Source organism: Diaphorobacter sp. LR2014-1, assembly GCF_002916785.1.
Lineage (GTDB): Bacteria > Pseudomonadota > Gammaproteobacteria > Burkholderiales > Burkholderiaceae_C > Diaphorobacter > Diaphorobacter nitroreducens.
Map to the genome: position 1 here is coordinate 126531 of NZ_MTBE01000006.1, position 22025 is coordinate 148555.

Consider the following 22025-nt stretch of genomic DNA (forward strand, 5'->3'; position numbering starts at 1 on the left):
TGCGGGCGCCATTCGGGGCCCGGCGGCACCTGTGTTGAAACGCCCACGGCCCTGCCATGTACCAGTACACCGAATTCGACCGCCAGTTCGTCCACCTGCGCGCCCAGCAATTCCGCGATCAGCTCGAACGCTGGCAGCGCGGCGAGTTGACCGACGAGCAACTGCTGCCCCTGCGCCTGCAAAACGGCTGGTACATCCAGCGCTACGCGCCCATGGCCCGCATCGCCGTGCCCTATGGCGATATCAACAGCGCCCAGCTGCGCATGCTGGCCCACATCGCCCGCGAATACGACCGCCCCACGCCCGAGCTGCTGGCCCATGCCCAGGCCACGCAGGACCAGCTGCAGGCCGCCCAGCCGGGCCTGACGCTGGCCGCGCCCCCGCTGCGCTACGGCTACGGCCACTTCACTACGCGCACCAACGTGCAGTTCAACTGGATTCCCATCACCCGCGCGGCCGACGTGATGGACCTGCTGGCCAGCGTGCACATGCACGGCATCCAGACCAGCGGCAACGACATCCGCAACATCACCTGCGAGGCCTACGCCGGCATCGCCGAGGACGAGATCTTGGACACCCGGCCGTTCGCCGAGATCACGCGCCAGTGGAGCTCGCTGCACCCCGAGTTCACCTACCTGCCGCGCAAGTTCAAGATCGCCTTCAACGGCGCCGCGGAAGACCGTGCCGCGACCGGCTGGTATGACATCGGCCTGCAAGCGCTGAAGAACGCGGCTGGCGAGGTGGGCTTTGCCGTCAAGGTGGGCGGCGGCATGGGGCGCACGCCCGTCATCGGCACCGTGGTGCGTGAATTTCTGCCGTGGGACCAGCTGCTGAACTACATCGAAGCCATCGTGCGCGTGTACAACAGCTACGGCCGCCGCGACAACAAGTGGAAGGCGCGCATCAAGATCCTGGTCAAGAGCGAAGGCCAGCAGTTCATCGACGCGGTGGAGGCCGAATACCGCGCCATCCTGGAGCAGGACGGCGCCCCCCACACCATCACCCAGGCCGAGCTGGACCGCGTGACCGGCCATTTCGTCGTGCCACCGCTGCGGCCCGCCGGCCGCCCGCATGGCGTGAACACCTCCGGCCAGCTGTACCAGCGCTGGCTGCAGCAGAACGTGCGCGGCCACCGCATGGCGGGGCTGAAGGCGGTGACACTGTCGTTCAAGCGCGTGGGCTTTGCGCCCGGCGATGCCGACGGCGACACGCTGGACGCCCTGGCCCAGCTGGCCGACCAGTTCAGCGCCGGCGAGGCGCGCCTGACGCACGAGCAGAACCTGCTGCTGCCCTGGGTGCACGAAGCCGACCTGCCCGCGCTGTACGAGGCCGCGCGCAAGCTGGGCCTGGCGCAGCCCAACATCGGCCTGCTGACGGACATGATCGCCTGCCCGGGCGGCGACTTCTGCTCGCTGGCCAACGCGCGTTCACTGCCCATCGCCGCGGCGATCACCGAGCGCTACCAAGACCTGGACGAGCTGTTCGACATCGGCCCCATCGACCTGCACATGAGCGGCTGCATCAACAGCTGCGGCCACCACCACAGCGGCCACATCGGCATCCTGGGCGTGGACAAGGACGGCAAGGAGTGGTACCAGATCACGCTGGGCGGCTCCGACGGTACGCAGCTGTCCGGCCCGGCCATCGGCGGCAAGGTGGTCGGCCCGTCGTTCTCGGCCGCCGAAGTGCCCGACGTGATCGAGGCGCTGCTGGACACCTACCGCGCGCTGCGCAAGGGCGGCGAGCTGTTCATCGACACCCTGCGCCGCGTGGGCCAGGACCCCTTCAAGGCCGCCGCCAATGGTGCGCGCCACCCCAAGGCGGCTGAAGAGGCCGTGGCCTGACCCCACTCAAAAGACCTTGAATACTATGAAAATCATAGCTGCTGGCGCTTTATCCCTGGGCGCTGACGACCTCAAAACCCTGCAGATCGCCAACGATGCCGACCTGGCCGCGCTGGCCGCCGAAGGCGCGCTGGAGGGCGTGCAGCGCATCGAGCTGCAGTTCCCCAAGTTCACCGACGGCCGCGCCTACAGCCAGGCGCTGCTGCTGCGCCGCCGCTACCGCTTTGCGGGCGATATCCGCGCCACGGGCGACGTGCTGATCGACCAGCTGGTGCACATGCACCGCAGCGGCTTCAGCAGCGCGGTGCTGGCGCCCGGCGTGGACCCGGCCGCGGCCGAACGCCAGTTCGCGCGCTATGCCGCCTTCTACCAGGGCGACGTGCTGGAGCCGCGCCCGCTGTTCGCCCGGGAGGCCGCATGAGCACCGCCACGGCAGTCAGCGCCGCCGAACTCGCCCGCGTCAACGCCGAGCACGGCCACGATGCCGCCGCGCTGGTGGCCTGGGCGCTGGGCCTGGGCCAGACGCCCATCGTCACCACCAATTTCCGCCCGTTCGAGGCCGTGATCCTGCACCTGGTCACCCGCGTGCAGCCGGGCGTGCCTGTGGTCTGGATGGACAACGGCTACAACACCGAGGCCACCTACCGCTTTGCCGACGCGGTGACGAAGCAGCTGGGGCTCAACCTGAAGATCTACCTGCCGCGCCGCTCGCGCGCCCACCGCGAGGCCGTGGAAGGCCCGACGCCCGCCCTGGACGACCCGCGCCACGCCGCGTTCACCGAAGAGGTGAAGCTCGAACCCTTCGCCCGCGCCCTGCGCGAAACGGCACCCCGGGTGTGGTTCACCGCGCTGCGCGCCACCGACACCGCCGTGCGCGCGCAGATGGACCCCGTGAGCATCAACCCCGACGGCCTGATCAAGGTCGCGCCGCTATTGCACTGGTCGTCCAAACAGCTGCACGAGTACTGTCAACAGCACGGCCTGCCCAACAACTTTGACTACGTGGACCCCACCAAGGGCGAAGACAACCGCGAATGCGGCCTGCACCTGGCCCACTAAAAACGATAGCTGCCTGCGCTTGCCCCACAAGCGCTGGAGCCAGATTTGACTGGAACATCGAATGAACGCCCGTGTTGACTCCCAAGTGCTCAACCAGCTCAGCAACCGCCACCTGGACGCGCTAGAAGAAGAAACCATCTTCATCCTGCGCGAGGTGGCCGCGGCCTTCGAGCGCCCCGCCCTGCTGTTCTCGGGCGGCAAGGACTCGCTGGTCATGCTCAAGTGCGCCGAGAAGGCCTTCGGCGCGGGCCGCATTCCCTACCCGCTGCTGATGATCGACACGGGGCACAACTTCCCCGAGGTGACCGACTTCCGTGACTTCCGCGCAAAGGAACTGGGCGCCGAACTCATCGTGCGCAGCGTCGAGGACTCGATGGCGCGCGGCACCGTGCGCCTGGCCCACCCCGGCGAATCGCGCAACGTGCACCAGTCCGTCACGCTGCTCGAAGCGATTGAGGAGTTTCGCTTCGACGCCTTGATCGGCGGTGCGCGCCGGGACGAGGAGAAGGCGCGCGCCAAGGAGCGCATCTTCAGCCACCGCGACAGCTTCGGCCAATGGCAGCCCAAGGCGCAGCGCCCCGAGCTGTGGACGCTGTTCAACACCCGCCTGGCCCCCGGCGAGCATTTCCGCGTCTTTCCCATCAGCAACTGGACCGAGCTGGACGTGTGGCAGTACATCGAGCGCGAGCAGGTCGCCCTGCCATCGCTGTACTACGCCCACCCGCGCGAAGTGGTGGAGCGCCGCGGCCTGCTGGTGCCCGTCACGCCGCTCACGCCCCCGAAGGACGGCGAAGCGGTGCAGACGCGCACCGTGCGCTTTCGCACCGTGGGCGACATCACCTGCACCTGCCCGGTGGAAAGCCCGGCCGCCACGGCAGGCGAAATCGTGATCGAGACCCTGGCCGCCGAGGTCAGCGAGCGCGGCGCCACGCGCATGGACGACAAGACCAGCGACGCCTCGATGGAAAAGCGCAAGAAAGACGGGTATTTCTGATGACCACCGCCACTATCAATTCAATAGCTTCCAGCGCACAACCAGAAAGCGCTAGCGGCACAAATGATCACATTTCCGCGCTGCGCTTCATCACCTGCGGCAGCGTGGACGATGGCAAGAGCACGCTGATCGGCCGCCTGCTGGTGGACAGCCGCGCCGTGCTGCAGGACCACCTGGCCGGCGTGCAGCGCGGCGGAGAGACCGACCTGGCGCTGCTGACCGACGGCCTCAGTGCCGAGCGCGAGCAGGGCATCACCATCGACGTGGCCTACCGCTACTTCGCCACCGAGGCGCGCAAGTTCATCATCGGCGACGCGCCCGGCCACGAACAGTACACGCGCAACATGGTCACCGCCGCCTCCCAGGCCGACGCCGCCGTGGTGCTGGTGGACGCCACCAAACTTGATTGGCAGAACCCGCAACTCACGCTGCTGCCGCAAACGCGCCGCCACAGCCTGCTGGTGCACCTGCTGCGTGTGCATTCGCTGGTGTTTGCCGTGAACAAGCTCGACGCCGTGGCCGACCCACAGCTCGCCTACCGTCACATCCGTGCCGCGCTGGAGCAGTTCGCCCGGCACGCGGGCATCGCGGTGGCGGGCGTGGTGCCGGTGTCGGCGCTCAAGGGCTGGAACGTGGTAGAGGCCAAGCCCGGCTGGTGTGACTACGCGGGCCCGAGCCTGCTGCAGATCCTGGAGCGGCTGCCCAACACCCCGCCCGACGCCGGCCTGCCCCTGGCCTTCCCGGTGCAGTGGGTGGAGAAATTTTCTTCCTCGTCCGACACTTCGCAGGGGCGCCGCGTGTTCTGGGGCCGGGTGGGCACGGGCCGCGTGCAGCCGGGTGCGCAGGTCGCCATCTTCCCCAGCGGCCAGCTGGCGCAGGTGGCGCAGGTGCTGGACCATGCGCGCCGCGCCACCGGCGTGGCCGCGGGCCAGAGCGCGGGCATCACCCTCGACCGCGAGGTGGACGTCTCGCGCGGCGACTGGATCGTGGCTGCGCCCGCCCCCGCTGCCGCGGCCGAGGACGACTTCGACACCCCCGCCACTGTGCCCGCATGGCCCGGCCAGCGCGAGATCACCGCCACCGTCGCGTGGATGGACGACGAGCCGCTGGTGGCTGGCCGCGTGTACTGGGCGCTGCACGGCCACCGCTGGGTCAAGGTCAAGGTGCGCCGCGTGGTCCACCGCCTGGACATCAACACCCTGGCCGAGGAAGACGCCACCCAGCTGGAGCCCAATGCCATCGGCCATGTGGAGCTGCTGCTGCAGGAACCCCTGCCCGCGGCGCCGTTCGCGCGCAGCCGCGTGCTCGGTTCGCTCATCCTGGTCGACACCGCCAGCCACAAGACGGCGGGCGCCGTGCTGGTGAACGCACCGGCCCCAAAAGCTTGATCAACGTTAAGGTTTCCGCGCCTCAGGCATGGTTGGCTGGCCTGCTGAGGCGGCGGTCGGCCTAAAATCGCGGGCTAACCCCATACCAGAACACAACTACTCATGACTCACGTCGTCACCGAAAACTGCATCAAGTGCAAATACACCGATTGCGTGGATGTGTGCCCCGTGGACTGCTTCCGCGAAGGTCCCAACTTCCTCGTGATCGACCCCGACGAGTGCATCGACTGCGCCGTGTGCATCCCCGAATGCCCGGCCAACGCCATCTTTGCCGAGGAAGACCTGCCCAGCGACCAGCTGGCCTTCATCAAGATCAACGCCGAGCTGACGCCCAAGTTCAAGAGCATCACCAAGCGCAAGGCACCGCTGCCCGACGCTGACGACTGGAACGGCAAGCCCGGCAAGCTGGACCTGCTGGAGCGCTGACTCCCGCGCTCCCGCCACGCCCACATGCACCCATCCCCCAGCAGCCCGACGCCCCAGGCTGCGGACGCCGTGGTGATCGGCGCCGGGCCGGTGGGGCTCTTCCAGGTCTTCCAGCTCGGGCTGCAGGGCATCGCGGCGCACCTGGTTGATGCGCTGCCCCATGTGGGCGGCCAGTGCGCCGAGCTGTATCCCGACAAACCCATCTACGACATTCCCGGCATCCCTGTGTGCACGGGCCAGGGGCTCGTGGAACTGCTGCAGCGGCAGATCGCCCCTTTCTCCCCCACGCTGCACTTGGGCCAGCAGGTCCACGCGCTGGCCGCGCAGGCCGACGGACGTATTCTGCTCACCACCACCGCCGGCACCGCGCTGCTGGCGCGCAGCGTCTTCATCGCCGCGGGCGTGGGCGCCTTCGTGCCGCGCGCCATCAAGGCCGAGGGGGTAGAGGCGCTGGCCCCCGGCCAGTTGCTCTACCACCCTGACGCCGCCACGGCCACCCGTGCCGCGACCGGCAAGCGCGTGGTGGTACATGGCGGCGACGAGGCGGCCGTGCAGGCGGCGCTGGACTGCGTGGACGCTGCCGCGCAGGTGCTGCTGCTGCACCGGCGCGATGCCTTCCAGGCCGCGCCCGCGCTGCTGGCGCAACTGCAGGCACTGCGCGAGGCGGGCCGCATCCAGGTCGTGATCGGCCAGATCACGGGCGTGGAGACCGCGCCCGACGGCACCCTGCAGGCGCTGGCCCTGCTGGACCCGCAAGGCGAGCCACAGCGCCAGCCGCTGGACCTGCTGCTGGCCTACCTGGGCATCTCTCCGCGCCTAGGGCCCATCGCCGACTGGGGCCTGGCGATGGACCGCAAGCAGCTGGCCGTGGACACGGCCACTTTCGCCACCAGCGTCCCCGGCATCTACGCCGTCGGCGACATCAACACCTACCCCGGCAAGCGCAAGCTGATCCTGTGCGGCTTCCACGAAGCCACCCTCGCCGCCTTCGCCGAGGCCGAACGGCAGGCGGGCCACAAGCTGCCCCTGGAATACACCACCAGCAGCGAACGGCTGCAGGCCCGGCTGGGCGTCGCCCCGGCCCGTTGACCTGCGGCGACGGCGCGGCGCGCCCTGCGGCAATGCGCCGGGCGCTATTGAAGCAGGAGCTTGCAGCGCGCGTTCTGCCTTGTTTCCAAATAGAAAGCTGTCTAAGAATGGCTTGTAGATTGCGCTGGCAGCTCTATTTTTCATAGCAATTGACGTTTCGGCCATCGGTTCGCGCCTGAAACGGCCGGAACTTCGCACGCGGGCGGCCCTCCACCTGGGGGTTGTCATCCCTCAGTTCCAACTCCAAGGAGATCACCCCGTGCCCTTCGCACTGCCCCTGCCGCATCGCATCCTATCCAAAGCCCTGGCCGCCGCCGCGCTGGCCCTGCCCCTGCTCATGCCCGCCGGCGTGCAGGCGCGCGAGTTCGTCAGCATCAAGGGCAATGCGGTCAACGTGCGCGAGAAACCCAGCACCCGCTCGGCGACGCTGTGGGAGCTGGGCCGGGGCTATCCGCTGCAGGTGCAGCAGCGCAAGGGCCGTTGGCTCCAAGTGCGGGATTTCGAGGAGCCGCTCGGCTGGGTGTACGCGCCGCTGACCAGCAAGACGCCGCACCGCGTGGTGACGGCACGCGTCGCCAACCTGCGCGCCGGCCCCGGCCAGCAGCACAAGACCGTGGGCAAGCTGCAGCAGCATGAGGTGGTGCGCAGCCTGGGCCAGTCGGGTAGCTGGGCCCGGGTGCAGCGCGAAGACGGGCAAAAGGGCTGGGTGGCCCGGCGCCTGACCTGGGGCTGGTGATATTTCGGGTGCCGCGGCGGTGTGGGCCTGTGGCGCGCGCGGTGCCCGGCGCTCCCTCAGCCGCCCGTTACTCGATCACACGCTGCGCCACCGGCGCATAGCCATGGTTGAGCGGCCCGTGGCCGTGGCCGGTGCGCACATCGGCCCCGGCAGCGATCGCGCCCAGAATGTACTGGCGAGCCAACCGCACCGCCTGCGCCAGCGGCTGGCCCAATGCGAGGTGCGCAGCGATCGCCGACGACAAGGTGCAGCCCGTGCCGTGGCCGTTGTGCGTGACGATGCGCGCAGCTTCCAGGCGGTGGCGCTCGTCGCCAGGCAGGGCCAGCACATCCACCACCCGGTCGCCCGGCAGATGCCCGCCCTTGAGCAGCACCGCGCGCGCGCCCAGCGCCAGCAGATCGGTGGCGGCCGCGTCCAGCGCGCTTTCGTCGGCAATGGCGCGGCCCAGCAGCCAGCCGGCCTCGTCCAGGTTGGGGGTGACCACGGCGGCCAGCGGGAACAGCGCGCGCACCAGCGTGCCCACGGTCTCCTCGGCAATCAGCCGGTCGCCGCTGGTGGCGACCATCACCGGGTCCAGCACCACGTTGGGCAAGCCATGGCGAAGAATCGCGTCGGCCACCACCTGCACCACCTCGGGCGAATGCAGCATGCCGATCTTCACCGCGTCCACGCCGATGTCCTCGACCACGGCGTCGATCTGTGCGCGCAGCATCTCGGGCGGAATGCCGTGGATGCCCGTCACGCCGCGCGTGTTCTGCGCGGTGATGGCGGTGATCGCGGTCATGCCGTAGCAGCCCAGGGCGCTGAAGGTCTTCAGGTCGGCCTGTATGCCCGCGCCGCCGCCGCTGTCCGAGCCCGCGATGGTCAACACGCGCGCATAGCGCCGGCCACCGCCGGGCGTCTGTGTCTCTTGGTTCATGGCAAAAATTATCGGCCAAGCCGCAGCGCATTCAACGCAGCCGCGGCAACGCCAGAGCCTGCGCCACGTCAACAACAGGGGCACCACCCCTGTGCTGTAATGCCGGCCACGGACGAAACAGGGGTGTCCCCGCCGCACTAACAACGTGTTGACGAAAGCGGCAGGCGACTGAGAAATACCCTAAGCACCCGATCCAGGTCATGCTGGCGTGGGGAGTTTCAACAGCATCGGCGCGCCGCGCGCTCCCGTTTTGTCCTTTGGTTGTTTGGCCTGGCCTTTCATCACGGACACGATGCACACTTTCCCCACCCTTCGCTCCTCCTCCCGCGTCACCATCCTGGGCGCGGGCCTCATGGGCCGCCTGCTGGCCGTCGAACTCGCCCGCCAGGGCCACGCCGTTGAGGTGCACGAGGCAGGCACCCGTGCCGCCGAAGGCGCCGCAGCCTACGTGGCCGCCGCCATGGTGGCCCCCCTGGCCGAATCCATCGTGGCCGAGCCCGGCGTGGTGCGCATGGGCGTGCACTCGCTGGCGCGCTGGCCCGAGCTGCTGGCACCGCTGGCCGCACCGGTGTACTTCCAACATGACGGCACGCTGATCCTGTGGCACCGCCAGGACGCGCCCGAAGCCGCGCGCATGCGCCTGAAGTTCGAGCAGACCCAAGGCCTGGTGCCCGGGCTGCCGCGCATGCAGGCGCTGGACAGTGCTGGCGTGGCTGCACTGGAGCCCACGGCCGCACAGCGCTTCCACCAGGGCCTGTACCTGCCCGGCGAGGGCCAATTGGACAACCGCCAGGCCCTGGCCGCGCTGGCCGCCACCATGGACCAGTTGGGCGTGGTCACGCATTGGGGCAGCGCGCGCCAGCCGGCCGACTTCACTCCCGGCCAGGCCGGCCAGCCCGACTGGGTGCTGGACTGCCGGGGCCTGGGCGCGCGTGCGCAATGGCCGCAACTGCGCGGGCTGCGCGGCGAGGTGGTACGCCTGCACGCGCCCGATGTGACGCTGCAGCGCCCCACGCGCATCGTGCATCCCCGCTACCCAATCTACATCGCACCGAAGGAGAACCACCTGTTCGTCATCGGCGCCACCGAGATCGAATCCGACGACATGTCGCCCGCCAGCGTACGCTCCACGCTGGAGCTGCTGAGCGCCGCCTACGCCGTGCACCCGGGCTTTGCCGAGGCGCGTATCCTGGAGATCTCCACCCACTGCCGCCCCACCCTGCCCGACAACCTGCCCGCCGTGCGCGTAGTGCAGGATCGCGTGCTGGAGGTCAACGGTCTGTACCGCCACGGCTTCATGATCGCGCCGGCCATGCTCGATGTGGTCATGCAGGTGCTGAACACGGGACAATCCGAGCTCGCCCCTGAATTCGACCTCTCGCTGCAGCTCGACCTCGAAGCTGCGCTGCACACATGAACGTATTCATCAACCAAAACGCCGTGCAAGTGCCCGATGGCGCCACCGTCGCCGACGCCGTGGCCCACCTGGCACCCCAGCCCCCGTTTGCCGTGGCCGTGAACCTGCAGTTCGTGCCCAGTGCCCGCTATGCCGCGCACGCGCTGCAGTCCGGCGACCAGATCGAAATCATTGCGCCGGTCACCGGCGGTTGAAACCATTGCTCATGAACAGTCCTACATCCTCCCCCGACACGCTGGTGCTCTACGGCCAGGCGTTCCAGAGCCGCCTGCTGCTGGGCACCGCGCGGTATCCGTCCCCCGCCGTGCTGGAGGCCGCCGTGCAGCGCGCGCGGCCCGCGATGCTCACCGCATCGCTGCGCCGCCAGGGCAGCAACCCGGCCGAATCCGGCAGCAGCTTCTGGGAGTTGCTCAAGCGCCTGCAGGTGCCCGTGCTGCCCAACACCGCCGGCTGCCATAGCCTGCAGGAAGCCATCACCACCGCCCATATGGCGCGTGAAGTCTTCGAGACCCCCTGGATCAAGCTGGAGCTGATCGGCGACGACTACACGCTGCAGCCCGATACGCTGAACCTGGTGCAGGCAGCCGAGCAACTGGTCCGCGAAGGCTTCTACGTGCTGCCCTACTGCACTGAAGACCTGGTGCTGTGCCAGCGCCTGGTGGACGTGGGCTGCCAGGCCGTCATGCCGTGGGCGGCGCCCATCGGCACGGGCCGCGGCCCGGTGAATCCCTATGGCCTGCAGCTGCTGCGCGAGCGCCTGGACGTGCCGCTGCTTGTGGACGCCGGCCTCGGCCTGCCGTCCCACGCCTGCCAGGTGATGGAATGGGGTTACGACGGCGTACTGCTCAACACGGCCGTGGCCCTGGCGACCGACCCCGTGCAAATGGCCGGCGCCTTTACCGATGCCGTGGCCGCAGGCCGCGCCGCCCGCATGGCCGGCGCGATGACACCGCAGGAGGCGGCGCAACCCAGCACGCCCGTGCTGGGCACGCCGTTCTGGCACCACGCGCAGGACTGAGCATGCCGCAAGCCGCCGCGCCATTGCCTTCTGCAGCCGCCATGGAGCAAGCCATCCGCCAGCACCATGCGTCGGCGTTTGCGGACTTCCCGCCGCAGCCGATGCCGGCGACAACCGTGGAAGACCCCGTGTACCGCGCAGCCCTTGCGGCCTGCAGCGCCCTGGGTTTCATCGCCCATGACGCAGACTGCCTGGCCCGCGCCTGGGCTGCGCAGACGCGGCGCACCGGCCGCTTCGACCCGGCGCAGTGGCCCGACGAGCCCGCCGACTTCGGACTGCAGCCGCGCCCCCATGCGCACCCCTTTGCAGCCTGCCCGCAGAACCTGGGTCTCTACGCCGTATTGCCCGATGCCCAATGGGTGGGCCGCATGGCGCAGGCCGGCATGCCGACGGTGCAGCTGCGCTTCAAAAGTGACGACCCTGCGGCCATCACGCGCGAGGTACGCGCCGCAGTGCAGGCCGTGCAAGGCACCGCTTCGCTGCTGTTCATCAACGACCATTGGCGCCAGGCCATCGCGGCCGGGGCCTATGGCGTGCACCTGGGCCAGGAGGATCTGGATGCGCTGAGCCCCGAAGAGCTGCGCACGCTGCGCGGGTCCGGGGTGCGCCTGGGCGTGAGCACGCATGGCTACGCCGAGATGGTGCGCGCCGACGCGGCCAGCCCCAGCTACATCGCCATGGGCGCGGTGTTCCCCACCACGCTCAAGAAAATGGCCACAGTGCCCCAGGGCGTGGCGCGGCTGGCGGGCTATGCCCGGCTGATGCGCGGCTATCCGCTGGTTGCCATCGGCGGCATTGGCCTGGCCCAGTTCCCGCAAGTGCTGGCCACCGGAGTGGGGTCGATTGCCGTGGTGCGCGCCGTGGTGGCGGCCGATCAGCCGGAAGCCGCTGCGGCGCAGCTCATGCGGGCCATCGACGCCGGCAGGCGATAGCCCCGTCCGCGCACGGGGGGCGTTCGCGCTTCAGAAGCGGTTCTTTTGCGACTGCTCCAGTTCGAAGCGCAACTCCAGCTTGTCGTTTTCCATGCCAAAACCCACGGCCTGCCCTTGCGCGGGCGCCGGGGTGACGGGCACGGGCGGCAGATCGCTGAGGGTGATGTGAGGCGGCCCGGACACGTCCACGTCCACCGCGGCGGCGCAAGTGGATGCTGGCGAGCCGTCATCCACCGGCAGCAGCGCCAGGCCGGCCGCCATCGAGTCCAGCGACCGGCCCGTCCCATCCTGCGCGCCCATCGGGTGGAGCGCTGGCGTGGCACGCGGGGTGGTGCGCGCGCGGGGCGGCGGCGCACCGCGCAAATGTGCGGGCGTGGTCTGGGCGATGGACAGCAGCAGCAGCAGATCGTCCAGCGCCGCCAGGTCGAAGGGCCCCTCGCCCTGCGTCTGTCCCCGGTGAAATAAGAGGCCCTCCAGCACGGCCAGGACCTCGGGCGAGGACCACGCCGCCTCGACCCGTGCCAGCGCCTCGGGATGCTCTTCCAGGCTCCGGCCCAGTTGCTGGAACTGTGCAAATGGAGGCACGCGTACGTTGAACCGCTCCTCGACCTGCGCGCGCAGGCCGTCGAAGCTGTCGGTTCGCCCCAGTTGGTGGTACAGGCGCAGCAGTTCGAGATGCGCCAGCGGCGAGTCTTCGCCGTGCTGCGCGATGTATTGGCGCAGCACATGGATCGCCTGCTCGTGCTCGCCCACCGAGGTGAAAAATTCGGCCTGCTGTTGCAGATCGAACAGCGACTCGGGCTGCACACCAGACTGGGCCCTTGCCTGCAAGGGCTCCACAGCCGGCGCCGCCACCGCGGGGCCTGGAGCCGCCGCGGGTGCACTCACTGGCGCGGTAGTAGGCGTGAGCGGAAGCGGCCCACTGTCCGGCCCTTGCGGCGGCGGCGCCGTCGGCTGCCAGACATCGCGCGCATCCGGCTCCACCTGCAGCCGGAGCTTGCCGTCAGGGCCTTCCGCGGCCACGGCCCCGTCCCGCAGGCCACCGCTGAGTGCCACCGAGTCACGCCATGCCTGCAGCGCCTCGCGCCGCGTGCGGCGCAGCAGCCAGGCAATGCAGACCAGCGCGAGCACCAGCAGCCCCGCGAGCATGTACACCACGGTCGCGGGGAACCCCTGCGACTCCACCTGCGCCAGGCGCTCGCGCAGCTCAGCCGCCGTTGCGCGCTCGCGCTCCACCAGCTGGCCCTGCGCGGCCGCATCGGCCTCGAGCCTCTTGAGCCGCTCTTCAAACCGCTGTGTTTGGGCCGTCGAAGTGTCCAGCGCCTGCCACCACGCGGCCGACTCCGCACGCAAGGCCTCGCTGGGGCGCGGCGACATCTGGGGCGGCTCGCGCGTGAGCTGCAGCGCGGACGCATTGTCAGGACCCAAATCCAGGGGTTCCATTACCAGGCGGGAGGGAGCCGCCGCAGCCGCGGGCGGCGAGACTTTGGCGCTGGTGCGCAGCGTCGTGGCGGTCTTAGCTGCCCGCGATGGGCGTGCCGCCCGCTCGGCCGGGGCATGCGTGGACGCCGCGGGAACACGCGGCTGCGCACCAGGCCGCCGGACCGTGCGTGCGTCCTCCCCCTCGCCGCCCAATGCATTCCGCACTTGCGGCGCAGCGCGTGGTGCGGGCACCGCCAGGCGCGACAGATCGATGGGCTGCCGTGCCGCTGGGGGTGCAGTGCCGGGCGGGTCTGCCAAGAACGTGTAGGTGCGCGACACACGCCCTTCGCAGCCGGCGGTGAGCGTGGCAGTCAGCACCGGCTCATCCACGGGAATGAGCGCCTGCACGCGCACCATCGGAATGGCGCCTCCTTCCAGGGGAGTGACATGCACACGCGTTTCGGGGACAGTGGTTGCGCCTAAGACCAGCCGCGCCCCGAGGCAGGAAGACGCGACGGTCTTGCCGGGATCGGGCCGTACCTCGAAGGTGAGATCGATCGTGGACCCCAGAACCACTGTGCCGTGGCTGCCGCCAAGCGAAAGCGCGCTGGCCCCAAACGCTGCGGCATAGATCCAGGCGCCGACAAGTAGGTTACGCATAAACACAATGGTTTCAATTTGTTTATAAATTTTGCCATAACCCTGTCGCATCCGATAGCGCTAGATAATTGCCGCCATGCAAACGGTCTTCACTTCAATCGGCATCGTGGGCACTGGCGCCATGGGCCGCGGCATCGCGCAGATCGCCGCCCAGGCAGGCAGCACGGTCTACCTCTACGACACCCATGGCGGCGCCGCCGACGCCGCCCGCACCCACATCCACCAGCAGTGGCAGCGTCTGGTGGACAAGGGTCGGCTGGACGAGAGCCTGTTGCCGGGCCTGGTGCAGCGGCTGGTGCCCGTCACGTCGCTGCACGACTTCGCGGTTTGCGAATTGGTGGTGGAAGCCATCGTCGAGCGACTGGATGCCAAGCAGGAACTGCTCAAACAGCTCGAAGCCATCGTCTCGCCCGAAGCCGTGCTGGCCAGCAACACGTCATCGCTGTCCATCACCGCCGTGGCCGCACCGCTGCAGCGGCCACAGCGCGTGGCAGGCTTTCACTTCTTCAACCCGGTGCCGCTGATGAAGGTGGTCGAGGTCGTGGCCGGCCTGCGCACGGACCCCCATGTCTGCACCCGCTTGGCCGGCTATGCGCGCGCCATGGGCCACACCCCGGTGATGGCGCAGGACACGCCGGGCTTCATCGTCAACCACGCAGGGCGGGGCTACGGCACCGAGGCGCTGCGCATCGTGAGCGAGGGCGTGGCCGATTTCGCCACCGTGGACCGCATCCTGCGCGACCAGGTGGGCTTCAAGCTCGGCCCCTTCGAGTTGCTGGACCTCACCGCGCTCGATGTGTCGCACCCGGTCATGGAGTCGATCTACCGCCAGTACTACGACGAGCCGCGCTTTCGCCCCAGCGTGATCACGGCGCAGCGCTTGAGCGGCGGCCTGCTGGGCCGCAAGTCCGGCGAGGGCTTTTACCGCTACGTGGACGGTGCGCCCGAGCTGCCGGCCGAGCCGCCGGTGCCCGAGGTATCGGGCCTCCCGCCGGTCTGGGTCTCCACGCGCGCAGCCCGCCGCGCCGAGCTTTACCAGTTGCTCAAGGACCTGGGGGCAACGATCGAGACGGGCACCTCGCCCTCGGCCCAGGCGCTCACACTGGTCGCGCCACTCGGCTTTGACGTGACCACCGTGGCCGTGGTGGAGCGCCTGGACCCCGCACGCACCATCGGCATCGACATGCTGATCGACGACGCGGCCACCCGCCGGCGCGTGCTGGCGACCAACCCCGCCACACGCGAAGACATGCGCGACGCCGCGCACGCGCTGTTCGCGCGCGACGGCAAGCCAGTGAGCGTGATCCGCGACAGCGGCGGCTTCGTCACACAGCGCGTCGTGGCCAGCATCGTCAACATCGCCGCGGACATCTGCCAGCAGCGCATCTGCAGTCCCAAGGACCTGGAGACCGCCGTGACCCTGGGCCTGGGCTACCCGCTGGGCCCGCTGGCCATGGGCGACCGCTGGGGCCCCACCAACATCCTGGAAGTGCTCTTCAACATGCAGACCGTGTACGGCGACCCGCGCTACCGCCCCAGCCCCTGGCTGCGCCGGCGCGGCGCCATCGGCCTGAGCCTGACGCACGAAGAACCCTGACCCTGCAACCACCCGCGCCGCCATGCCCGCCGAACTGCAAAGCACCAGCCAGGGCCAGACCCTGGTCTTGACCCTTCGCCACCCCGAGCTGCGCAATGCCTTGGAGCCGGCGATCTGCGCGGCGGGCATCGAGGCCCTGAACGTGGCGGAGCGCAATCCCGACGTGCGCTGCGTGGTCATCACGGGCGCGGACGGCCTGTTCAGCGCCGGCAGCAGCCCCCAGCGGCTGCAGGCGTTGCGGCATCAGAGCGCGCCAGCGCAAGTGCATGGCCTGGATCTGCTGCACCACTGGATCGAGGCGATACGCACCCATCCCAAGCCCGTGATCGCCGCCGTGGAGGGTGAAGCCAAGGGCGCGGGGTTTTCACTCGCGCTGGCATGCGACCTGATGGTGGCCGCGCGCAACGCGGTGTTTGCCATGAACCATGTTCACGCGGGCCTGTCGCCCGATGGCGGTGCCAGCTGGAGCCTGGCGCAAATGCTGCCCCGCGCGCTGGCGCATGAGATCCTGATGTGCGGCGACCGCATCGACGCCGCACGACTGCAGTCCCTGGGCATGGTCAACCGGCTGGCCGATCCCGGCCGCGCCCTGCATGAGGCGCTGGCGCTGGCCCAGCGCCTGAACGATGGCCCGCCCCATGCGCTGGCGAGCATCAAGGAACTGGTGAGTGAGGCGCGACACCACAGCCTCACCGAACAGCTCGCGCTGGAACGCAGCCACTTCGTGCGCAACCTCCAGCATGCCCCGGCGGGCGAAACCCGGGCGGCTTCTGCCGACCCACGCGCTTAAAGCTACTATTTTTATAGCTGCTAACGCTTGACGGTCAAGCGCCGGCGGCTTGTCTCATTCAAACCCATCCATGGCATTGCTGGCTCCGCGGCAGCGGCGCCTGCACGCGCGCGCCCGCGGACGCCCATGTGACAGCCCGCTCCCCGCGCCCCGGTCCCTCACGCGACAATGGACTGCAACCCAGTCACGCAAACGACAGACCATGGACGATCCGATTCTTACCATCGATGAACGCGAGGCGATCAACTCAGGTCGCTGGTTTTCTTCCCTCTCCCCTTCTTTGCGCCACGACATACTGCGATGTTCCTACGTCAAACGCTTCAAGGATGGCGCACTCATCGCAGCACGCGGCGACCCGCCCGAGGAATGGATTGCCTGCGCGCGCGGCGCCGTGCGCGTGAGCTCCACCTCGATCTCCGGCAAGCAGATCACGCTGACCTATGTGGAGCCGGGCATCTGGTTCGGCGACGTGGCGATCTTCGACGGGGACCGGCGCACGCACGATGCCTACGCCCATGGCGACACCACCATCCTGTGCGTGGCGCGGGCCGACTTCAAGAAGATCCTTGCACAGCACTCGGAACTGTACGAGGCCATGCTGCGGCTGCATGCGCGGCGCATCCGGCAGCTGTTCGGGCTGGTGGAAGACCTCAACACCCTGCCCCTGCGCTCGCGGCTGGCCAAGCAGTTGCTGCACCTGGTGCGCAGCTATGGCGTGCCCAGCCTGTCCGACGGCAACGAAGTGCGCATCAGCCTGCAACTGGCCCAGGAAGAACTGGCGCAGTTGCTGGGCGCGTCACGCCAGCGCGTGAACCAGGAGCTAAAGGCCATGGAGCGCGAGGACGCCATCCGCATCGAGCCCGGCGGCCTCGTGATACGCGACCGGGATGCGCTGATGCGCATCTCCGAAGCCAACCAATGAGCCAGGTTTACAAAAACCATAGCTTCCAGCGCTTGCCCCGCAATGGTTTCCATGTAAAAAGCCTTTGAATTCCATAGCTGACAAGCGCAAGCAGCTCACTTTTTTGAAAGAACCCTCCATCCCCATGAGCAACTTCGAGCACTTCATCGGCACACGCCCCGTCTCCGAGCAGCATGCCTTCGACACCAACGCGCTCACTGCCTGGCTGTCGCAGCATGTGGAAGGGTTTGCCGGACCGCTGACGGTGGAGATGTTCAAAGGCGGCCAGTCCAACCCCACCTACAAGCTCGTGACCCCCACGCGCAGCTATGTGATGCGCGCCAAGCCCGGCCCGGTGGCCAAGCTGCTGCCGTCGGCACACGCCATCGAGCGCGAATACGCGGTCATGCGCGGGCTCGCCGGCACCGACGTGCCCGTGCCGCGCATGATTGCGCTGTGCGAGGACGAGTCCGTCATCGGTCGCGCTTTTTATCTGATGGAGTTCATGCAGGGCCGCGTGCTGTGGGACCAGTCGCTGCCTGGCATGCAGCCGGCCGAACGCGCGGCGATCTACGACGAGATGAACCGCGTGATCGCCGCCCTGCACCGGGTGGACTTCACGGCGCGCGGCCTGGCGGACTACGGCAAGCCGGGCAATTACTTCGAACGCCAGATCTCGCGCTGGAGCAAGCAGTACACCGCCTCGGTCACCCAGCCCATCGCCGAGATGGACGCACTGATGCAATGGCTGCCCGCGCACATGCCCGACAGCGCGCGCGACGCAACCCGCGTGTCCATCGTGCATGGCGACTATCGGCTTGACAACCTCGTGTTTCACCCCACCGAGCCACGTGTGATCGCGGTGCTGGACTGGGAGCTGTCTACCCTGGGCCATCCGCTCGCGGACTTTGCCTACCACTGCATGAGCTGGCACATCCCCGCATCGCTGAGCCGGGGCATCGGCGGGCTGGACCTGGCGGCGCTGGGCATCCCGTGCGAGCGCGACTACATCCAGCGCTACTGCGAACGCAGCGGCATCACCGACGTGGATGCGCTGCACCGGGACTGGAACTTCTACCTGGCCTACAACATGTTCCGCATCGCCGCCATCCTGCAAGGCATTGCCAAGCGCGTGGAGGCCGGCACGGCCGCCAGCGCACAGGCCAAGGCCGCTGGCGCCACCGCACGGCCCATGGCGCAGCTGGCCTGGTCCTTCGCGCAAAAGAGTTGATCCCCCTTCCCCACTGACGAGAAAGCACCCCATGGACTTCGATTACTCGCCCAAGACCAAGGAACTGCAGGCGCGCCTGATCCAGTTCATGGACGACCACATCTACCCCGCCGAGAAGGCCTATGCCGAGGAGATGGCGGCCAACACCGCCGCGGGCAGGCGCTGGACACCACTGCAAACCATCGAAAACCTGAAACCCAAGGCGCAGGCCGCGGGGCTGTGGAACCTGTTCCTGCCGGTGGACACCGCCCAAGCATCGGGCTACGAAGGCGCCGGGTTGACCAACGCCGAGTACGCGCCGCTGGCGGAGATCATGGGCCGCGTGCTGTGGTCCAGCGAGGTGTTCAACTGCTCGGCCCCCGACACGGGCAACATGGAGACCATCGCGCGTTATGGGTCCGAGGCCATCAAGGCCCAGTGGCTCAAGCCGCTGCTGGAAGGGCGCATGCGCTCGGCCTTTGCCATGACCGAGCCCGATGTCGCCTCCAGCGACGCCACCAACATCGAAACGCGCATCGAGCGCCAGGGCGACCATTACGTGATCAATGGGCGCAAGTGGTGGACCAGCGGCGCCAACGACCCGCGCTGCAAGGTGTTCATCACCATGGGCAAGACCGACCCCGAGGCGCCCAAGCACTCGCAACAAAGCATGATCGTGGTGCCAGCCGATACGCCAGGCATCACGGTGGTGCGTGCACTCAACGTGTTCGGTTATGACGATGCGCCGCACGGCCACGCCGAAGTCCTCTTCGAGAACGTGCGCGTGCCGGTGGACAACATCCTGCTGGGCGAAGGCCGTGGGTTCGAGATCGCCCAGGGACGCCTGGGCCCCGGGCGCATCCACCACTGCATGCGCCTGATCGGCCAGGCCGAGCGCGCGCTGGAACTGATGTGCCGCCGCGCCAGCAACCGGGTGGCCTTCGGCAAGACGCTGGCACAACAGAGCGTGACCCAGGAACGCATTGCCGAAGCCCGCTGCAAGATCGACATGGCGCGCCTGCTCACGCTCAAGGCCGCCTGGATGATGGACACCGTGGGCAATAAGGTCGCAAAGACCGAGATCGCCATGATCAAGGTCGTCGCCCCCAGCATGGCCTGCCAGGTGATCGACTGGGCCATGCAGGTGCATGGCGGCGGCGGCGTGAGCGACGATTTCCCGCTGGCCTACGCCTATGCCAACGCGCGCACCCTGCGCTTCGCCGACGGCCCGGATGAGGTGCACCGCAACGCCATTGCCAAATGGGAACTGGGCAAGTACGGCACCTACGGTCGTGGTGCTGCCCAACCGGTCACCCGCGGCGCTTGAGCGCAGCGGGACCTTGCTCCGCAGTTGAAGATCCGGTCCCGGCCTGGCCTACCCATTGGGGTGGCTAGGCCGCAAGTTTTTATCAACCTGCGTTCAAGTCTTCGCTGCGGCAGCTCCCTGCACGAGGCCTGGCGCCGCACGGAGGAAGGCACGGACCGGCCAGACAGCCAGTGAGTAAAAGCAGCGCGGCATTTCACAAGATAAAATCACCGGTTCCTTGGTTCTGCCCTGCCTCATGAAGAAACACTCGCCGGACGCGCCCGCCAAACCCAGTGTCCAGGTGCTGGAGCGCATGTTCCAGTTGATTGACGTACTCGCTTCGCGCGAGGAAGCCATCTCGCTGAAGGAGATCAGCGAGAAGACGGGCCTGCATCCGTCCACCACCCACCGCATCCTCAATGACCTGACCATCGGCCGTTTCGTGGACCGTCCTGAGTCGGGCAGCTACCGCCTGGGCATGCGCCTGCTGGAGCTGGGCAATCTGGTGAAGGGGCGCCTGAGCGTGCGCGACGCCGCCATGGCACCCATGCGGCAATTGCACAAGCAGATCCAGCAACCGGTGAACCTCAGCGTGCGCCAGGGGGACGAGATCGTGTACGTGGAACGCGCCTACAGCGAGCGTTCGGGCATGCAGGTGGTGCGCGCCATTGGCGGCCACGCCCCGCTGCACCTCACCTCTACGGGCAAGCTCTTCCTTGCGGCCGACGATCCGCAGCGCGTGCGCGCGTACGCCACGCGTACCGGCCTGCCAGGGCACACGCGCAACAGCATCACCCAGTTGCCCATCCTGGAACGTGAGCTGGGCAAGGCGCGCCAATACGGCATTGCGCGGGACAACGAGGAGTTGGAACTCGGGGTGCGCTGCATCGCGGCGGGGGTCTTTGACGACCAGGGCCAGCTCGTGGCAGGCCTGTCAATTTCAGCGCCCGCTGACCGACTGGATGACGGATGGCTGCCCAAGCTCCAGTCCACCGCCGATGAAATCTCCCAGGCGCTGGGTTATACGGCGGGGCAGCGCACGGCCCTGGACGGCCCGCTCAAGACCTGAATGGCCTGACGCCGGCCGTCCGGCGGGTGTGTCGCAAGACGCATGCGACCCGTGGCCGCAGTCAGCCGCGGCTAACCGTTGGTTCCTGCGTGCAGGATGGCGCCGGCGCTGGGGTGAGTCTTCTCGACCCAGGAGCGCACGCGCTCTGCGTCGCCCAGACGGCTGAACTTTCCTGCCGAATCGAGGAACACCATGATCAGCTTGCGGCCCGCCACCTCGGCCTGCATCACCAGGCAGCGCCCCGCTTCCGAGATGTAGCCAGTCTTCTGCAGGCCGATATCCCACGAAGGGCTCTTCACCAGCCGGTTGGTGTTGTTGTACTGCAGGGTGCGCCGGCCAATGGCGACCTCGTGGCTTGGAGACGTGGAGAGTTCACGCAGCAACGCATCACCATGCGCCACATTCACGAGCGTCGCCAGGTCGTGCGCGCTGGACTGGTTGCGGCTGGACAGGCCAGTGGGCTCCACAAAGCGCGTATCCGCCATGCCCAGCAGCTTCGCCTTGGCATTCATGCGTGCCACGAACGTATCCAGCCCGCCCGGGAACGTGCGTCCCAGCGCATGGGCGGCGCGATTCTCACTGGACATGAGTGCCAGATGCAGCAGTTCACCGCGCGAGAGTGTCGTTCCCACCGCAAGCCGTGAGCCGCTGCCCTTTTCCGTATCCACGTCGTCCTGCGTGATCGTGATGAGCTCGTCCATGGGCAAGTGCGCCTCGGAAACGAGCAAGCCGGTCATCAGCTTGGTCAACGAAGCGATGGGCAGCACGGCATGGTCATTCTTGCTGAGGAGAACTTCCTTCGTGTCCTGATCGATCACCAGTGCCACGCTCGACTTCAGGTCCAGCGGATCGCTCACATCGTGCAGCCCTGCCAACTGCCCGAACGAGAGGCGCGCGGGCTCCGCGGCTACGCGCACGGGCGCACGGGCACTCACCGCAGACGCGCGCGCCGCCTTCACGGCCACGGTCCGGCGGGGCGCCTTGGCCGACGATTTAGCGGGGGTGCGTTTGGCAACCGTGGTGGACGCGGCTTTTTTTGCCACCGCCTTCTTGCGTTCGGCCGCATGCACGCCCGGCGAGGCCAGTGCGATGCCCATCACCAGAAGGGCCAATCCCTGAGAGATACGGGAGACGATGCGAGCGCGCATATGCATCAAATGCTCCAAGCAGCAAAAACTGTGTGGCAGTGTACAAAATCAAAAAAAGTCGCGCAAGATCAATGCCTTGCGCGACTCTTTTAGAAAGTGC

21 protein-coding genes and 1 riboswitch are annotated in these 22025 nt (G+C 68.1%); of the genes, 18 read left to right on the top strand and 3 right to left on the bottom strand.

Going from position 1 to position 22025, the window contains the following annotated elements; genetic code table 11:
• The first annotated feature begins 56 nt into the window (after positions 1-56).
• The 8 genes from BV908_RS07480 to BV908_RS07515 all read left to right on the top strand — a co-directional run bounded on the left by BV908_RS07480 (position 57) and on the right by BV908_RS07515 (position 7536).
• Positions 57-1844, top strand: a complete 1788-nt coding sequence (locus BV908_RS07480) for a nitrite/sulfite reductase (protein ID WP_103737717.1) — start codon at positions 57-59, stop codon at positions 1842-1844.
• Between the two features lie 25 nt (positions 1845-1869).
• Complete coding sequence (locus BV908_RS07485) at positions 1870-2265, top strand: DUF934 domain-containing protein (RefSeq protein WP_011805058.1); 396 nt, start codon at positions 1870-1872, stop codon at positions 2263-2265.
• Positions 2262-2903, top strand: coding sequence for a phosphoadenosine phosphosulfate reductase family protein (locus BV908_RS07490; RefSeq protein WP_011805057.1), 642 nt, complete (start codon positions 2262-2264; stop codon positions 2901-2903). Before BV908_RS07485 ends, BV908_RS07490 begins: the two co-directional genes overlap by 4 nt.
• Positions 2904-2964: 61 nt before the next feature.
• A complete protein-coding gene (cysD, locus tag BV908_RS07495; protein ID WP_011805056.1) occupies positions 2965-3897 on the top strand; it encodes a sulfate adenylyltransferase subunit CysD in 933 nt (310 codons plus the stop codon).
• A complete protein-coding gene (locus BV908_RS07500; protein ID WP_103737718.1) occupies positions 3897-5285 on the top strand; it encodes a GTP-binding protein in 1389 nt (462 codons plus the stop codon). Before cysD ends, BV908_RS07500 begins: the two co-directional genes overlap by 1 nt.
• A gap of 102 nt (positions 5286-5387) precedes the next feature.
• Positions 5388-5711: a ferredoxin FdxA gene (fdxA, locus tag BV908_RS07505; RefSeq protein ID WP_047351321.1), complete on the top strand. Its 324-nt coding sequence runs from the start codon at positions 5388-5390 to the stop codon at positions 5709-5711.
• A 24-nt stretch (positions 5712-5735) separates the two neighbouring features.
• A complete protein-coding gene (locus BV908_RS07510) occupies positions 5736-6800 on the top strand; it encodes an NAD(P)/FAD-dependent oxidoreductase (protein ID WP_103737719.1) in 1065 nt (354 codons plus the stop codon).
• Between the two features lie 337 nt (positions 6801-7137).
• Positions 7138-7536, top strand: coding sequence for an SH3 domain-containing protein (locus BV908_RS07515; RefSeq protein WP_250645006.1), 399 nt, complete (start codon positions 7138-7140; stop codon positions 7534-7536).
• Between the two features lie 67 nt (positions 7537-7603).
• Here BV908_RS07515 and thiD read toward each other — a convergent pair whose 3' ends face one another.
• Positions 7604-8455 carry a bifunctional hydroxymethylpyrimidine kinase/phosphomethylpyrimidine kinase gene (gene thiD / locus BV908_RS07520; RefSeq protein ID WP_047351324.1) on the bottom strand — a complete coding sequence of 284 codons (852 nt, stop codon included), beginning with the start codon at positions 8453-8455 and terminating at the stop codon, positions 7604-7606.
• A 109-nt stretch (positions 8456-8564) separates the two neighbouring features.
• Positions 8565-8687, top strand: a riboswitch (TPP riboswitch).
• Between the two features lie 60 nt (positions 8688-8747).
• Between thiD and BV908_RS07525 the strand changes: the two genes are divergently transcribed.
• The 4 genes from BV908_RS07525 to BV908_RS07540 are packed head-to-tail and all read left to right on the top strand — an operon-like array spanning position 8748 to position 11822.
• On the top strand, positions 8748-9872 hold the full coding sequence (locus tag BV908_RS07525; protein WP_103737747.1) for an FAD-dependent oxidoreductase: 1125 nt from the start codon (positions 8748-8750) through the stop codon (positions 9870-9872).
• A complete protein-coding gene (thiS, locus tag BV908_RS07530; RefSeq protein ID WP_103737720.1) occupies positions 9869-10066 on the top strand; it encodes a sulfur carrier protein ThiS in 198 nt (65 codons plus the stop codon). The genes BV908_RS07525 and thiS overlap by 4 nt, the downstream gene beginning before the upstream one ends.
• A gap of 11 nt (positions 10067-10077) precedes the next feature.
• Entirely contained in the window at positions 10078-10890 is an 813-nt protein-coding gene (locus BV908_RS07535) for a thiazole synthase (RefSeq protein ID WP_103737721.1), read from the top strand.
• A gap of 2 nt (positions 10891-10892) precedes the next feature.
• Positions 10893-11822, top strand: a complete 930-nt coding sequence (locus BV908_RS07540) for a thiamine phosphate synthase (RefSeq protein WP_103737722.1) — start codon at positions 10893-10895, stop codon at positions 11820-11822.
• 30 nt (positions 11823-11852) lie between these two features.
• Here BV908_RS07540 and BV908_RS07545 read toward each other — a convergent pair whose 3' ends face one another.
• Entirely contained in the window at positions 11853-13697 is a 1845-nt protein-coding gene (locus BV908_RS07545) for a hypothetical protein (protein WP_246867470.1), read from the bottom strand.
• 283 nt (positions 13698-13980) lie between these two features.
• Here BV908_RS07545 and BV908_RS07550 point away from each other — a divergent pair, with 283 nt between their 5' ends.
• From BV908_RS07550 to BV908_RS07575, 6 genes are all read left to right on the top strand, one after another.
• Positions 13981-15501: a 3-hydroxyacyl-CoA dehydrogenase gene (locus tag BV908_RS07550; protein ID WP_103737724.1), complete on the top strand. Its 1521-nt coding sequence runs from the start codon at positions 13981-13983 to the stop codon at positions 15499-15501.
• 22 nt (positions 15502-15523) lie between these two features.
• A complete protein-coding gene (locus BV908_RS07555) occupies positions 15524-16291 on the top strand; it encodes an enoyl-CoA hydratase (RefSeq protein WP_103737725.1) in 768 nt (255 codons plus the stop codon).
• A 202-nt stretch (positions 16292-16493) separates the two neighbouring features.
• Positions 16494-17213, top strand: coding sequence for a Crp/Fnr family transcriptional regulator (locus tag BV908_RS07560; protein WP_047351330.1), 720 nt, complete (start codon positions 16494-16496; stop codon positions 17211-17213).
• A 124-nt stretch (positions 17214-17337) separates the two neighbouring features.
• Entirely contained in the window at positions 17338-18423 is a 1086-nt protein-coding gene (locus BV908_RS07565) for a phosphotransferase (RefSeq protein ID WP_103737726.1), read from the top strand.
• A gap of 31 nt (positions 18424-18454) precedes the next feature.
• A complete protein-coding gene (locus tag BV908_RS07570; RefSeq protein WP_103737727.1) occupies positions 18455-19729 on the top strand; it encodes an acyl-CoA dehydrogenase family protein in 1275 nt (424 codons plus the stop codon).
• Between the two features lie 235 nt (positions 19730-19964).
• Positions 19965-20777, top strand: a complete 813-nt coding sequence (locus BV908_RS07575; RefSeq protein WP_011805040.1) for an IclR family transcriptional regulator — start codon at positions 19965-19967, stop codon at positions 20775-20777.
• Positions 20778-20848: 71 nt separating this feature from the next.
• On the opposite strand, the gene BV908_RS07580 is transcribed toward BV908_RS07575, so the two are convergent.
• Positions 20849-21931: a serine hydrolase gene (locus BV908_RS07580; protein WP_103737728.1), complete on the bottom strand. Its 1083-nt coding sequence runs from the start codon at positions 21929-21931 to the stop codon at positions 20849-20851.
• Positions 21932-22025: the final 94 nt, after the last annotated feature.

Excerpts from the sequence above, each read along its gene's own strand:
- BV908_RS07480 (WP_103737717.1), top strand. The coding sequence starts at position 57 with ATGTACCAGTACACCGAATTCGACCGCCAGTTCGTCCACCTGCGCGCC.
- BV908_RS07485 (WP_011805058.1), top strand. The coding sequence starts at position 1,870 with ATGAAAATCATAGCTGCTGGCGCTTTATCCCTGGGCGCTGACGACCTC.
- BV908_RS07490 (WP_011805057.1), top strand. The coding sequence starts at position 2,262 with ATGAGCACCGCCACGGCAGTCAGCGCCGCCGAACTCGCCCGCGTCAAC.
- cysD (WP_011805056.1), top strand. The coding sequence starts at position 2,965 with ATGAACGCCCGTGTTGACTCCCAAGTGCTCAACCAGCTCAGCAACCGC.
- BV908_RS07500 (WP_103737718.1), top strand. The coding sequence starts at position 3,897 with ATGACCACCGCCACTATCAATTCAATAGCTTCCAGCGCACAACCAGAA.
- fdxA (WP_047351321.1), top strand. The coding sequence starts at position 5,388 with ATGACTCACGTCGTCACCGAAAACTGCATCAAGTGCAAATACACCGAT.
- BV908_RS07510 (WP_103737719.1), top strand. The coding sequence starts at position 5,736 with ATGCACCCATCCCCCAGCAGCCCGACGCCCCAGGCTGCGGACGCCGTG.
- BV908_RS07515 (WP_250645006.1), top strand. The coding sequence starts at position 7,138 with ATGCCCGCCGGCGTGCAGGCGCGCGAGTTCGTCAGCATCAAGGGCAAT.
- thiD (WP_047351324.1), bottom strand. The coding sequence starts at position 8,455 with ATGAACCAAGAGACACAGACGCCCGGCGGTGGCCGGCGCTATGCGCGC.
- BV908_RS07525 (WP_103737747.1), top strand. The coding sequence starts at position 8,748 with ATGCACACTTTCCCCACCCTTCGCTCCTCCTCCCGCGTCACCATCCTG.
- thiS (WP_103737720.1), top strand. The coding sequence starts at position 9,869 with ATGAACGTATTCATCAACCAAAACGCCGTGCAAGTGCCCGATGGCGCC.
- BV908_RS07535 (WP_103737721.1), top strand. The coding sequence starts at position 10,078 with ATGAACAGTCCTACATCCTCCCCCGACACGCTGGTGCTCTACGGCCAG.
- BV908_RS07540 (WP_103737722.1), top strand. The coding sequence starts at position 10,893 with ATGCCGCAAGCCGCCGCGCCATTGCCTTCTGCAGCCGCCATGGAGCAA.
- BV908_RS07550 (WP_103737724.1), top strand. The coding sequence starts at position 13,981 with ATGCAAACGGTCTTCACTTCAATCGGCATCGTGGGCACTGGCGCCATG.
- BV908_RS07555 (WP_103737725.1), top strand. The coding sequence starts at position 15,524 with ATGCCCGCCGAACTGCAAAGCACCAGCCAGGGCCAGACCCTGGTCTTG.
- BV908_RS07560 (WP_047351330.1), top strand. The coding sequence starts at position 16,494 with ATGGACGATCCGATTCTTACCATCGATGAACGCGAGGCGATCAACTCA.
- BV908_RS07565 (WP_103737726.1), top strand. The coding sequence starts at position 17,338 with ATGAGCAACTTCGAGCACTTCATCGGCACACGCCCCGTCTCCGAGCAG.
- BV908_RS07570 (WP_103737727.1), top strand. The coding sequence starts at position 18,455 with ATGGACTTCGATTACTCGCCCAAGACCAAGGAACTGCAGGCGCGCCTG.
- BV908_RS07575 (WP_011805040.1), top strand. The coding sequence starts at position 19,965 with ATGAAGAAACACTCGCCGGACGCGCCCGCCAAACCCAGTGTCCAGGTG.
- BV908_RS07580 (WP_103737728.1), bottom strand. The coding sequence starts at position 21,931 with ATGCATATGCGCGCTCGCATCGTCTCCCGTATCTCTCAGGGATTGGCC.